Source organism: Pseudomonas sp. GV105, assembly GCF_003058185.1.
GTDB classification, from domain to species: Bacteria; Pseudomonadota; Gammaproteobacteria; order Pseudomonadales; family Pseudomonadaceae; genus Aquipseudomonas; species Aquipseudomonas veronii.
In genome coordinates this window covers 56,875-69,434 of the sequence record NZ_QBUF01000020.1, presented here as the reverse complement: position 1 = coordinate 69,434, position 12,560 = coordinate 56,875, and the positions used below count along the sequence as shown (strand labels likewise).

13 protein-coding genes and 1 tRNA gene are annotated in these 12,560 nt (G+C 61.5%); 6 read left to right on the top strand and 8 right to left on the bottom strand.

Annotation, left to right across the window (positions count from 1 at the left end):
• Window positions 1-39 precede the first annotated feature (39 nt).
• Window positions 40-999: a cellulose biosynthesis protein BcsQ gene (gene bcsQ / locus C8K66_RS28540; protein WP_108526632.1), complete on the top strand. Its 960-nt coding sequence runs from the start codon at window positions 40-42 to the stop codon at window positions 997-999.
• A gap of 241 nt (window positions 1,000-1,240) precedes the next feature.
• Here the strand turns inward: bcsQ and C8K66_RS28535 are convergent, their stop codons facing one another.
• The 5 genes from C8K66_RS28535 to C8K66_RS28515 all read right to left on the bottom strand — a co-directional run bounded on the left by C8K66_RS28535 (window position 1,241) and on the right by C8K66_RS28515 (window position 5,446).
• On the bottom strand, window positions 1,241-2,428 hold the full coding sequence (locus C8K66_RS28535; RefSeq protein WP_108526631.1) for a methyltransferase: 1,188 nt from the start codon (window positions 2,426-2,428) through the stop codon (window positions 1,241-1,243).
• The gene (locus C8K66_RS28530) at window positions 2,409-3,098 is read right to left on the bottom strand and encodes an ABC transporter permease (protein ID WP_046385364.1); all 690 of its coding nucleotides are present in this window, start codon (window positions 3,096-3,098) and stop codon (window positions 2,409-2,411) included. Before C8K66_RS28530 ends, C8K66_RS28535 begins: the two co-directional genes overlap by 20 nt.
• A 38-nt stretch (window positions 3,099-3,136) precedes the next feature.
• Entirely contained in the window at window positions 3,137-3,832 is a 696-nt protein-coding gene (locus C8K66_RS28525; RefSeq protein WP_046385013.1) for an ABC transporter permease, read from the bottom strand.
• A 74-nt stretch (window positions 3,833-3,906) separates the two neighbouring features.
• Complete coding sequence (locus C8K66_RS28520; protein ID WP_046385012.1) at window positions 3,907-4,659, bottom strand: ABC transporter substrate-binding protein; 753 nt, start codon at window positions 4,657-4,659, stop codon at window positions 3,907-3,909.
• Window positions 4,660-4,672: 13 nt separating this feature from the next.
• Entirely contained in the window at window positions 4,673-5,446 is a 774-nt protein-coding gene (locus C8K66_RS28515; protein ID WP_017849951.1) for an ABC transporter ATP-binding protein, read from the bottom strand.
• A gap of 555 nt (window positions 5,447-6,001) precedes the next feature.
• On the opposite strand from C8K66_RS28515, the gene gabP reads away from it, so the two are divergent.
• Window positions 6,002-7,393, top strand: a complete 1,392-nt coding sequence (gabP, locus tag C8K66_RS28510; RefSeq protein ID WP_017849950.1) for a GABA permease — start codon at window positions 6,002-6,004, stop codon at window positions 7,391-7,393.
• A 79-nt stretch (window positions 7,394-7,472) separates the two neighbouring features.
• Here gabP and C8K66_RS28505 read toward each other — a convergent pair whose 3' ends face one another.
• Together C8K66_RS28505 and C8K66_RS28500 are read right to left on the bottom strand one after the other, a co-directional pair.
• The gene (locus C8K66_RS28505; protein ID WP_046385011.1) at window positions 7,473-7,886 is read right to left on the bottom strand and encodes a hypothetical protein; all 414 of its coding nucleotides are present in this window, start codon (window positions 7,884-7,886) and stop codon (window positions 7,473-7,475) included.
• Between the two features lie 69 nt (window positions 7,887-7,955).
• Complete coding sequence (locus tag C8K66_RS28500; protein WP_108526630.1) at window positions 7,956-8,903, bottom strand: alpha/beta fold hydrolase; 948 nt, start codon at window positions 8,901-8,903, stop codon at window positions 7,956-7,958.
• 213 nt (window positions 8,904-9,116) lie between these two features.
• Here C8K66_RS28500 and C8K66_RS28495 point away from each other — a divergent pair, with 213 nt between their 5' ends.
• The 4 genes from C8K66_RS28495 (at window position 9,117) to C8K66_RS28480 (ending at window position 12,308) form a co-directional block, all read left to right on the top strand.
• Window positions 9,117-9,308 (top strand): antitoxin, encoded by a 192-nt coding sequence (locus tag C8K66_RS28495; RefSeq protein WP_081610227.1) that lies wholly within the window; start codon window positions 9,117-9,119, stop codon window positions 9,306-9,308.
• Window positions 9,295-9,606 carry a type II toxin-antitoxin system RelE/ParE family toxin gene (locus C8K66_RS28490; protein ID WP_032805156.1) on the top strand — a complete coding sequence of 104 codons (312 nt, stop codon included), beginning with the start codon at window positions 9,295-9,297 and terminating at the stop codon, window positions 9,604-9,606. Before C8K66_RS28495 ends, C8K66_RS28490 begins: the two co-directional genes overlap by 14 nt.
• A gap of 41 nt (window positions 9,607-9,647) precedes the next feature.
• Window positions 9,648-10,622, top strand: coding sequence for an arsenic resistance protein (locus C8K66_RS28485; RefSeq protein ID WP_079442658.1), 975 nt, complete (start codon window positions 9,648-9,650; stop codon window positions 10,620-10,622).
• Window positions 10,623-10,700: 78 nt separating this feature from the next.
• Window positions 10,701-12,308: a glycosyltransferase family 39 protein gene (locus C8K66_RS28480; RefSeq protein WP_108526629.1), complete on the top strand. Its 1,608-nt coding sequence runs from the start codon at window positions 10,701-10,703 to the stop codon at window positions 12,306-12,308.
• A gap of 143 nt (window positions 12,309-12,451) precedes the next feature.
• Here C8K66_RS28480 and C8K66_RS28475 read toward each other — a convergent pair.
• A tRNA-Phe gene (locus tag C8K66_RS28475) sits at window positions 12,452-12,527 on the bottom strand.
• Window positions 12,528-12,560 lie beyond the last annotated feature (33 nt).

Here is a 12,560-nt window from a genome sequence, read left to right as displayed (position 1 = left end):
CTTTCACGTCTTTAATGGCACTGTGAAGGAGTTATGGCCATGAGCCGTACCGATGATCTGTTTGCCCCGTCCGGCAAGAGCCTGACCCGGGAGCCCAAGGCACGGAACGCTCGGCTGCACTTTTTCGGCACCCTTCCATTCGATGATGGCACCCGCGCTAACCAGAAAGACGGCTCGCGCTTTTGCGCCAATGCGCCAGCGGCCTATGAACAACCTCATCATTATGACTTGAGCACACCGCGCCCAACCGTGGTGGCGCTGGTCTCGGTCAACGGCGGCGTCGGCCGCAGCACCCTGGCCACGGCGTTGAGCAGCGGCTTGCAGCGCTTGGGGGAGTCGGTGGTGGCGCTGGATCTGGACCCTCAAAACGCATTGCGCCAGCATTTCGGCGTGGCCCCGGAGCTCCTGGGCGTCGGCCGCGCCAGCCTGCTCAATACGCGCTGGGAGACGCTCCTGCAAACAGGGTTTGCCGGCTGCCGCGTGATCCCCTTCGGGCACACCGATATCAAGCAGAAGGACAACCTGCAACGTTGGCTCACGCGTGAACCGGAGTGGTTGGCGCAGCACCTGTCGACTCTGGGGTTGAGCGAGCGCCCGCTCATGCTCATCGACACCCCCGCCGGTAATAACGTCTATCTGCATCAAGCGTTGAGCGTGGCCGATAGCGTATTGGTCGTCGTCCAGCCGAATGCCGCGTGCCTCGGCACGCTTGACCAGTTGGACGCGGTGCTGGCGCCTTATCTTGAGCGTGAACGCCCGCCACATTGCCACTATGTGATCAATCAACTGGAAGAAAACTCGGCGTTCAGCCGGGACATGGTCAATGCCTTCAAACTGCGCCTGGGCGATAATCCGTTGGACGTGGTGCATCGCGATCCATCGATCAGCGAAGCCCTGGCCTTTTCCACGGACCCGCTGGATAACTTGGCGGCGAGCGCCGCCTGCGACGATCTCAAGAGGCTGTGCCGGTTGTTGATCGCACGGAAAAAAGCCCGCTAAATCACGCTTTATGCGCTGAACGCGAAATGCTTATGCACAATCGGCAGGTCGCCGATGGCGTCGAATGGGGTTTGGGCGGAACCATTCTCAACACGGCGCAACCGCCTGTTTTGCGTGCGTTTTATTCGTTGCACAAAAAATGATCAGTATGGCATTTGGCCTGTAGCGCAGATGGCTACAACTTCTGTAAGGATTTCATCAACAGAGTTATCCACAGGGCGCGCGTAGGAAAAAATGCGCTTTAATCGCGCTCAGCCAGCACCATAAGGTTGCGTGGGGTCAGGGTGGTTTCGCAGAAGCTGCCTACCGCCACGGTGTAGCCCTGTTCCCGCAGAAACAGAGCCCGATCCAGCACCAGCCACAGCTCCAGCGGGCGGCGGAACAACCCTCGCAGCAGTTCCAGGTTTCTGACCTCGGCCAAGCGCCGCCAGCCGTGTGCCTCCAGCGCTGTCCAATCCTGCTCGCCTGTGGATAAACCTTTGAGGCCGGCCAACTCGCGGCAATAGTCGGCGAAGGGTTTATCCAGCCAACTGGCGGGCAGGGACGGCGTGGGCAGGTACGTGTCGCAATGGCGCAATTGGCGCTGCAAGTGATCGAAACCCAGGCGCCTGGCCATGGACGTATCCCGTTGCCGGCGCACCCGCTTGCCGGCGGTGACGGTTTCACTGAGGGGCAGCCCCAGGTCATCCACTGATAAGCGCAACGCCGAAGCGCGGCCGACGCTCGACAGTGGCTGATAGCGATCGGTGCGGATGCGGTTGTAGCAGCAGGGTGCCAGCGCCAGTTGCTTGCAGCCGGCAGTGCTGGCCAGTTGCAGCAGACGCACGTGCAGGTCGCCGCAGGCGTGCAGGGCGACGGGTGTGTGTTCGGCGCTGACCGTCACGTCGGCCAGTACGTCTTGCAGGTGATGGGTGACGGGCAGTTGGTGGTGGTCGCTCAAGGCCTGCCCGGCGGCGATCAGGGCCGGATCGTATTCCAGGCAGGTCAGTTGCTGCCCGCTGTGCAGCAGGCGGCGGCCGAGGTGGCCTTTGCCGGCGCACCAGTCCAGCCAGTGCCGCGGTGGTTGCGCGAATCCCAGGGCAGCACCGAATGCTTCGATCTGTTGCCACTTGCGGCCGGGCACATCGACGTTCAGGCGCTGGCGGGCGGGTGCCAGGGGCTGCGTCGGTAACTTATCCACAGCACTGAGGCGCTGCGCCTGCGCGGCCAGCTGTGGAAAAGGCGCCGGGGCGGGCAGCTCATGGGGCCGGTTGTGGCTGCTTTCCGCGTCGGCCAGCGAGCGCCGGCGCAGCCACTGGGCGAGCGCGGGATGTTGGGATTCCCAGGGTAACTGGCGATGCGTGAAGGGCCGTGGTCGCCACAGCCCCTGATGTTCGCTGAGGAACGCATCCAGCGCCTGGAAGTGCGCTTCAACGTCCCTGGCAGGCATCGACTCGCAGCCAGCGTTCCAGCAGTTTGAAACCGCGCACCAGCACATAGGCCATCAGCAGGTAGAACAGGCCGGCGGCGAAGAAGATCTCCACTGGCAGGTACGTGCGCGCAATGATGGTGCGCGCCATGCCGGTCAGTTCGAGCAGCGTCACGGTGCTGGCCAGGGCGCTGGCCTTGAGCATCAGGATCACTTCGTTGCTGTACGCCGGCAGGCCGATGCGCGAGGCGCGCGGCAGGATGATATAGAACAGCGTCTTCGGCTTGGACATGCCCAGGGCCCGCGCCGCTTCGATTTCACCCGGCGGGATGGCCTGGATCGCACCGCGCAGGATTTCGGCGATATAGGCGGCGGTGTGCAGGGTCATGGTGGCGGTGGCGCACCAGAACGGATCGCGCAGGTACGGCCACATGAAGCTGTTACGCACCGCGTCGAACTGCGCCAGGCCGTAGTAGACCAGGAACAGTTGCACCAGCAACGGCGTGCCGCGAAAGAAGAAAATGTAGCAATAGGGCAGAGTCCGCACGTACCAGCGGCGCGAGGAGCGGGCGATGCCCAGCGGGATCGCCAGCAGCAGGCCGGCAATCACCGCAATGGCCACCAGCTCGAGGGTGAGAGTCGCGCCCTGGGCCAGTTTGGGCAGCCACTTGATGATCACGGCCCAGTTCAGGCCCAGGTCGAAATGGGACAGCCAGCTGTAGTCGCCGTTCATTGGGTGCTCCTTGCAAAGCCGCGACTGGCGCGTTCTTCCAGGAAGTGCATGCCAGTCATGGCCAGCACGGTGAGGCCCAGGTACATGAACGCCGCCACCATGAAGAAGGTGAACGGCTGCTTGGTCACGGTCACGCCGATCTGCGCATGGCGCATGATTTCTTCGAGGCCGATCACCGATACCAGCGCGGTGTCTTTCATCAGGATCATGAACAGGTTGCCCAGGCCCGGCAGGGCGATGCGCCACATCTGCGGCATGATCAAGCGGGTGAAGATGCGAAACTTCGACAGGCCCAATGCCACACCGGCTTCACGGTGGCCCTTGGGAATGGCGAGGATCGCGCCACGGAACACTTCCGTGGCGTAGGCGCCAAAGCACAGGCCCAGGGCGATGACCCCGGCGGCGAAGGCGCTGAGGGAAAGGTCGGGGTTACCGAAAAACTCCCCGAGGGCACGCATCAGGTTGACCGTGCCGAAATAAATCAGCAACACCCACAACAGTTCGGGAATACCGCGAACGAGGGTCGAGTAAGCCCCGCCCAGCCACTGCAGCGGCTTGTATGGGGAGGTCTTGGCCAAAGCGCCGGCCAGGCCGAGTACCAGCCCCAGGCACAGGGCCGTGAGCGCCAGCTTGACGGTCATCAGCGCGCCGGCGGCGAGCGCCGGGCCGAATCCGTAGAGATCGAAATTCATGGTGTTTTCATATCGCGGCAGGCAAAGCTGAAAGCCGACGCGCCCCTGGGAGCGCGTCGGGCATACCGTTCAGATCATTCGATGCTGAAAGGGAAGTACTTGTCGTTGATCTTCTTGTAGGTGCCGTCGGCCTTGATCTCTGCCAGGGCTTTGTTCAGGCGTTCGCGCAGCGGGTCGCCTTTGCGCACGGCGATACCGATCTTGTCGCTCTCGACCACCGGGTTGCCCTTGAATTCGTAGGCGGAACCGTCTTTGCTCTTGAGCCATTCGTACTGCACGTACTTGTCGGCGAGGATGCCGTCCAGGCGGCCGGACGTCAGGTCGAGGTAGGCGTTTTCCTGGGTGTCGTAGAGCTTGCTGGTGGTGTCTGGCAGCTTGTCTTCCAGGTAGGTGCCGGCCAACGTCGCGCGTTGTGCGCCGATGATCTTGCCTTTCAGGTAGGCCGCGTCGGTCTTGAAGTCTGCCGTGGCTTTAGGTGCGATGAACTGCAGCTTGTTGGAGTAGTACGGGTCGGTGAAGTCGACGGCCTGCTTGCGCTCGTCGGTGATCGACAGCGAGGACACCAGGAAGTCGAATTTCTTCGCGTTCAGCGCCGGGATGATGCCGTCCCAGTCCGATACATACACTTCGCACTTCTCGACTTTCATCTTGGCGCACAGGGCGTCGCCGATGTCTTTGTCGAAGCCGACGACGTTGCCGCTGGCATCTTTATTGTTGAACGGCGGGTAGGCCGCTTCGATCCCCATTTTCAGGGTTTCTGCCATGGCCGAGGCGCTGAACGCCATCGAAACGGCCGCGGCCAGAAGGAATTTTTTATAGTTCTGCATGCATGTTGCTCCGTTAGCGGTTGCTGGACATGAATTGTTTGCAGCGCGCCGAAAGCGGGTTTTCAAACACCTGCTGTGGCGATCCTTGCTCTTCGACCAGGCCTTGGTGCAAGAACACCACTTCACTGGACACCTGGCGGGCGAAGCCCATTTCATGGGTGACCAGCAGCATGGTGCGGCCTTCTTCGGCCAGCGCGCGGATCACATTAAGTACTTCCTGGACCATTTCCGGGTCAAGGGCCGAGGTGGGTTCGTCGAACAGGATGACTTTCGGCTGCATCGCCAGGGTACGCGCGATGGCCGCCCGCTGCTGCTGGCCGCCGGACAATTGTGCGGGGTAGGCGTGGCGCTTGTCGCCGATGCCGACCTTGGCCAGCAGGGCTTCGGCCACTTCGATGGCTTCGGCCTTGCTCTGGCCGAGCACGCGGCGTGGGGCCTCGATGATGTTGTCGAGGATGCTCATGTGCGGCCACAGGTTAAAGTTTTGAAACACAAACCCGATTTCGCTGCGCAGGCGGTTGATCTGCTTGCCGTCGGCGGCTATCAGCTCGCCGTTCTTCGCGGCCTTGAGCTTGAGCTCTTCGCCGGCCACCAGGATCTGGCCCTGGTGCGGGTTTTCCAGCAGGTTGATGCAGCGCAGGAATGTGGACTTGCCGGAACCGGAGGAACCCAGGATCGAGATCACATCGCCGTCGCGAGCGGTCAGCGAGATACCTTTGAGTACCTCCAGCTCACCATAGCGTTTATGCAAGTTGCGGATTTCAAGCGCGGGCGCGGCCAGAGCCATGTGCGGTCCTCATTGTGTTCGTTGCGTTCCTGCTGTTGGGTCGCCTTCCTGGCGAGGCGCCAACCTAGCATAGCGTCCGGATGGCAGCCAACAGCGCGGCGGATGCTTAACAGGTGGTCTGCGGCAAGGTGTCGCATCGGCACAGCGGCGTGTCGCGCCATCAACAACCGAACAGCCGTTTGAACCTGGAAAACCCGCAGGCTTCGCGTGAAAAAGGGCGCGATGGTGCCAGCTTTGGGCGGGTGTTGGAAGGGTTAACCGGGCAAACGGTGACCATCGGCCCTTTTATGGGGCGTCACGTACTTTTTGTGTGTATTTGTGGTGCGCGCGTTCGGGTAAAAGTGAGTCGCTCGGTAACGCTGTAGCGGAATGCCAGCATTCTCAATGACTTGCGAGGGCTGCTGGATCGTCCTACAGCCCGCGTCAATCGGGGTTTTGTAACATTTTGGCGCAAATATTGCGTAAAAAATAAAGAACGCCCTGTTTGTTTCTTTTCACGTGAAAGGCACGCGCCGGGCGGACCGTTTTCGCAATTCCTCGTTTAAAGGTGTGTCAATGAGTAGTACGCATAGCTCCAATGACCTCGAACAGGGGCTCAAACCGCGTCACGTCACCATGTTGTCGATTGCCGGCGTCATCGGTGCCGGTTTGTTTGTCGGCTCCGGCCACGCGATCGCCGCCGCCGGCCCTGCGGTACTGCTGGCATATGCCGCCGCCGGTGCGCTGGTGGTCTTGGTGATGCGGATGTTGGCCGAAATGGCCGTGGCGTCGCCGGACACCGGTTCGTTCTCGACCTACGCCGATCGGGCGATCGGTCACTGGGCCGGTTTCACCATCGGCTGGCTGTACTGGTGGTTCTGGGTGCTGGTGATTCCATTGGAAGCCAACGCCGCCGCGACCATCCTCCATGCCTGGTTCCCCGGCGTGGCCATCTGGGCGTTTACCCTGATCATCACCTTGCTGCTGACGGCGACCAACCTGTTCAGCGTGAAGCACTACGGTGAGTTCGAGTTCTGGTTCGCGCTGATCAAAGTCGTCGCGATCGTGGGCTTTGTGATCCTCGGCCTGCTGGCGATCTTCGGCTTCTTGCCGACCAGCCAGGTCAGCGGTGTCTCGCACCTGTTCGACACCCAGGGCTTCATGCCGAACGGCATGGGCGCTGTGCTGGCGGCCATCCTGACCACCATGTTCTCGTTCATGGGCACCGAGATTGTCACCATCGCGGCCGCCGAGTCGAAGGACCCGGGCCAGCAGATCACCAAGGCCACCAACTCGGTGATCTGGCGGATTGGTTTGTTCTACCTGCTGTCGATCTTCATCGTGGTGTCCCTGGTGCCTTGGAACGATCCGACCCTGGCTGCCGTAGGTTCCTACCAGACAGTGCTGGAAAGCATGGGCATCCCGAATGCCAAGCTGATCGTTGACCTGGTGGTCTTGGTTGCCGTGACCAGCTGCCTCAACTCGGCGCTGTACACCGCCTCGCGCATGCTGTTTTCCCTGGGTCGTCGTGGTGATGCACCCGCCGTGTCCAAGCGCACCAACAAAAGCGGCACGCCTTACTGGGCGGTGATGCTGTCCACCGGCGCAGCGTTCCTGGCGGTCTTCGCCAACTACGTGGCACCGGCGGCGGTGTTCGAATTCCTGCTCGCCAGTTCCGGCGCCATTGCGTTGCTGGTGTACCTGGTGATTGCGGTGTCGCAACTGCGCATGCGTCAGAAGCGTACTGCGGCGGGCGAGACGCTCGCTTTCAAAATGTGGTTGTTCCCAGGCCTGACCTACGCGGTGATGGTGTTCATCGTCGGTACGCTGGGGATCATGCTGTTCCAGGAAGCCCATCGGGTCGAGATCATCGCGACCGGGGTCTTGAGCTTGCTGGTGGTGGCGGCGGGGCTGCTCGTTTCGAGCCGTCGCAAGGCCCAGAGCGTAGGCGCTGCAGTACTGAATTGATGTGATGGAGTGCGGTGCTTGATTGCGCCGCAGTTCAAATGTGGGAGGGGGCAAGCCCCCTCCCACATTGCGTTTTGCGTCAGTCTTGGGAAATCACCAGCGCCTGGGATGCGGCGACGTAATCCGCCTGGAACTGCGGCGACTCGACCCACGCCAGGGCTGCCGCTTCATCCTCGGTGTCGGTAGCCCACTGCCGATATTCGATCAGTGCCGCCAGGATAAAGTCGGTGGCCTCTTCTTCGCCTTCCTGCTCCAGCACCAATGCCAACAGCGGGTGCGCCAGGAATGCCGCGCACAGCGCTTGCTGGCTGATTTCGCCGGCAGTACGCATCTCGACAAACAATTCAGTCAAATCCACCGACTCAAGATCGATGCGGCTGTCATCGCCGGCAAATGCATCCGGCTTGCTCGCGACGGCGCGTTGGGTACGGTTTTGCTTGGCCTTGGCCTTTGCCCGGTGGGCACGTTTCTGCTGCTTGTTCGGCGAGGCCATGGGCTCACGTCCTTGGTTCAGGATCTGGGTGGGTATTGAAGCGCAGGTTGAGGGAAATCCCAAGGGGTTCTAGACGCGCGCCGTTATGCGACGGCCCGGTGTACCGGGTGTTAGCGCGCCGTGCTTCAGCCATGCCAGCGCAATCGGCCACAGCCGATCCTCATACTCGCTGCGAAAGAACGCGAAATGTCCGACCTGTGTTTCTCCGATATCGTCAGGGGCGATGCGCAGGTGAGTGCGTTCGCTGCTGGCGAAGTAGCTCAGCAAGCGCTCGATGGCCGGCACGGTGCCGAAGGGATCGTCGGTGATGCTGATCGCCAGCACCTGCGCCGTTACCCGGGCAAACGGCAGTTCACCCAAGGCGCGCCCGCTGGGCCGTGTTTCATAGCTCGGCGTCGGCGTGCCCCAGTCCCGTACCACGCCGGCCGGCGTATCCTCCAGCCAGCCCAGGCGCTTGCCCGGGAAGTAGCCGAACAGCGCCGTCACCAGTGGCATCACCACATGCCACTTGCCAACCATGCGCCAGCGCCCGCTCGCTGCGTAATCGCGCCAGTAGGCGAATTGCGCGCCCACCGTCACCAGGCGCCGGATCACTGCGCCGGACGCCCCGAGCCCCGCTGCGCAGCCGCCAAAGCTGTGACCGACCACGTCGATCGGCTGCCCCGGGAACTCGCGCTGCGCCCGCTGCAATATCGCCTCGAAATCCAGGCGGCCCCAATCCGACCATGAGGCCTTGAAGCCTCGCAGCGAACCACGGCGGGACTCGCCGATGCCGCGATAGTCGTAGGTGATGACATCGAAGCCGTTGGCGAACAGGTAGTCGGCGAAGCGTGAATAGTGGCGACAGCGCACGGAGGTGGCGGCGTTGATGATGACGACCGGGCGTGTAGGGTCGCTTCGGATATGGCGCCAGGTGAAGCCGCCAAGCGGGTAGCCGTCTGCGGCGGGTGCCCTGAAGGAAGTGTTTTGGCAGGGTTGAGTTGCAGGCGTTGGCGAAGAGGCATCATTCAAATTCATCGTTTTGGGCCTGTGCCGATTTTTTATTTTTGGTAACGGTTGGCCAGTTTGCCAGCACTTGTACTTCGTTCCGCTGACTCACTAATCTCTGGCGCTCACAACGCCTACAACGCCCGTGCACAGTGGCTTGTTCCGAAAAAACCACACATCTGAGAGAAACGACAGCCAACCATGGACAGATTAGACTGGCAGGCATCCATTACGGAGGTCTCTATGAGCATTCCACGTTCTCCCATCGTTTCGGAGTTTGAAACAGAAGAGCAAGCTGCCAGCTACGACCGTTGGTTTCGTGCCAAGGTGCAGGCTTCAATTGACGATCCTCGTCCTAGTATTCCGCACGATCAGGCGATGGCTGAAGTCGAGAAGGTGCTGGAAGAGAGGCGCAAGGCTCGTGCTTCTCGTTAAATGGCGACCTGAGGCTATTGTCGCCCTGATCGAGATCATTGATTACATCGAGCAGTACAACCCGGTTGCCGCCGTCTCGCTGCACCAAACTATTGTGGTTGCCGCCGAGGGGTTGTCCCTGATGCCATACGGATTCAAGCACGGTCGCTTGTCTGGTACTCGGGAAATGGTTGTTCATCCAAACTACCTGGTGGTCTATCGGGTGACGGAGCACGTTGAGATAGTGATGGTGTTACACACTCGCCAGGAATATCCCAGGGATGTGATCGGGCCACACCACTCGACCTCACGCCAGTAGATGCTTAGGCTTGCGCCTTTGCAATCAGCGAGAGCGTCCTGATGACCCGCGACACCCTCGAACACCACCAGATTCCCCTCTACTTCGCCACCGTCCTCCTGGCCGCCGCTTTCGGTCTGCTCGCGCCGTCATTGGCGCATGGCCTCGGCGTGCTGGTCACGCCGGCCATCGCGGTGCTGATGTATGCGATGTTCCTGCAAATCCCGTTTCTGCAGCTGCGCCAAGGCGTGGGCAACCAGCGGTTCCTGGCGGCGTTGCTGCTGGCCAATTTCGTTCTCGTGCCCGTGCTGGTGTGGCTACTGACGCGTGGCCTGGTGGAGCGCCCGGCGTTGCTGGTGGGAGCGTTGCTGGTGTTGCTGACGCCGTGTATCGACTACGTGGTGGTGTTTACCCACATCGGCAAGGGCGATTCGCGCTTGATGCTGGCCGCGACGCCGCTGCTGCTGTTGTTGCAGTTGGTGTTGTTGCCGGTGTACCTGGGGTTGATGTTGGGCGCGCAGTCCGCGGTGGTGGTGGAGGTGCGGCCGTTTGTCGAGGCGTTCCTGTTATTGATCGTGGTGCCGATGGTGCTGGCGGTGATCACCACCTCGCTGGCGCGGCGATCCTCGGTCGTCAACGCCTGGAACGATGCCTGGGCCTGGTTGCCGGTGCCGGCGATGGCAGCGGTGCTGTTTGTGGTGATCGGTTCGCAAATCACCGCGGTGGTGCGCGATATCAGCCTGTTGCTGCCGGTGATTCCGGTCTACGTTGGCTTTGTGCTGTTGGCGCCATTGATGGGGATGTTCGCCGCGCGCCTGTTCGCGCTGCCGGCGGTGACGGCGCGCGCGGTGACGTTCAGCGCGGCGACGCGTAACTCGCTGGTGGTGTTGCCCCTGGCGCTGGCGTTGCCCGAAGGCGTGCGCGGGTTGGCGGCGACGGCGGTGATCCTGCAAACCCTGGTCGAGTTGATTGGCGAGCTGATCTACGTTCGCCTGATCCCGACGCTGGTGTGGCGCGCAGATCGGCCGGGCACATGAATGTTCAGGGTTGTTCAGGCGCTATTTGGGATGTGTTGGGCACTATAAGCCGCCGCTCACTACCTGGCAGGACAACCGATGGATCAGCGCAACTCTTTTCGCCTGGAGTCTCTGGGCATTTTTCTGATTGCTTTGTTGTTATTTACGTTGGGGATCTGGGACCAGCAGCCTCAGGGGTTTGACGGGCGCTGGGCGTTGTTCATGCAGGAAATGTTTCGCCATGGGGCGAGTCTTTTCCCCACCACCTACGGCCAGCCCTACGCGGATTATCCCGGTACGGCGACGTTCTTCAGTTTTGTATTCGCCCGGTTGTTCGGTGCGCCCAACCACCTGGCGAATGTCCTGCCCACCGCGCTGGCCTCTGCCGGAGTGGTGGCGCTGATCTATCGCTTGCTGGCGCCTTCCAGTCGCGCCTGGGCGCTGTTGACGGTGCTGCTGACCTTGCTCACCACCCAGTTGCTCGAAAAGTCGCGCTCGGTGTGCCTGGATCAGATGGTGGCGCTGTTGTGCGTAGGCAGCTTCTACCTGCTGCACAGTGGCGAACGCCTTGGCTCGCGGCTGCGGCAGCTGGCGGTGTTCCCGCTGTTTATCCTGGGCTTTGCGATTCGCGGGCCGTTGGGCTTGATCGAAGTCTGTGGGGTGGCCTGCGTGTATTGGGCGTTGGGTCGTCCGGGGGAGCGGGTCAGGCAAGTGCTGATCCACGGCGTTATCGGGTTGCTGCTGTTGGCGTGTTGCTGGTGGCTGCTGATGCAGTTGGCGCGGATCAGTGGGGGCCAGGCCTTTGCCGATGAAGTGTTCAAGATGCAGGTTGGCGGGCGCCTCGATGAAATCGGCGAGCCGTTCTATTTCTACTTCCAGCTGAGTCTGTACCGTTACTTCCCGGTGGTCCCCATGGCGTTGGCGAGCATGGTTGCGCTGCGTCATCGCTGGCCGGAACGCTGGGGCAATGACGACGTGCAACTGGTCGTGCGGCTCGGCGCCTGCGGCTTGATGATTCTGCTCGGGCTGTCGGTGCCGCACTTCAAGCGCGCTTATTACATCCTGCCCATGGTGCCGATGTTTGCCGCTGTCGCCGCCTATGGGCTGCTCCACGTACAGAACTGGTTCGTCGGGCTGCGTCGCTGTTACACATGGCTCGTCGCGGCGCTGCCGGCGTTGTGCGTGGTTGTAGTCTTCGTGTGTCGGCATGGGTGGCAGAAGCACGGTTACTGGCCGGACGTTTCGTTGCCGTTGCTGATCGGCGTGCTGGTGATCCTGCAGGGGGCGGCATTGATCGCCTGGCGTCGCGCCGGGCGTTTGGTGTGGCTCAGCGCGATCGCACTGGCGGCGCAGTGGTTGTTGCTGGTGACCGTGGTAGAGCCGGCCAAGGACCTGCAGTTCGACACCCGGCAATTTGTCAGTCAGGTGGAAGCGCTTCGCGCACAAGAGCCTGGACCGTTGGTGTTTGTCGGCCTTGCGCGGGACACCTGGGCAGTGCGCTACATGATGAACCTGGATCACGACGAGCAACCGCTGTTCATCGGGCGTAACCAGCTCGATCAGTTGGACTCGCTGCCACGGCCGTCCTGGGTGATCGTGGCGCGCAAGGAAACCGAGCAGTTGAAGGGCACACCGGTGGAACACTTGGCGCCGATGTTCAACGGGCGACTGAACGACAATCCGCTGTTGGTGTTCTTGCTCAAGTAGGCGGCGCAAGGCGGGTATTGCGTACTGGGGTGGCGGTGAGCCACCCCGGTTCGGGATGGGTAAATCGAAGGCAACAAAAAACCCGCACTAGGCGGGTTTTTTGGGTGTTTCAGATGATCGTTGCACCACCTGAAACTTAATAGTGGTGCCCAGAGACGGAATCGAACCGCCGACACGGGGATTTTCAATCCCCTGCTCTACCGACTGAGCTATCTGGGCAACGGGGCGCATTAAACGGGTTTTTCAGGGGGT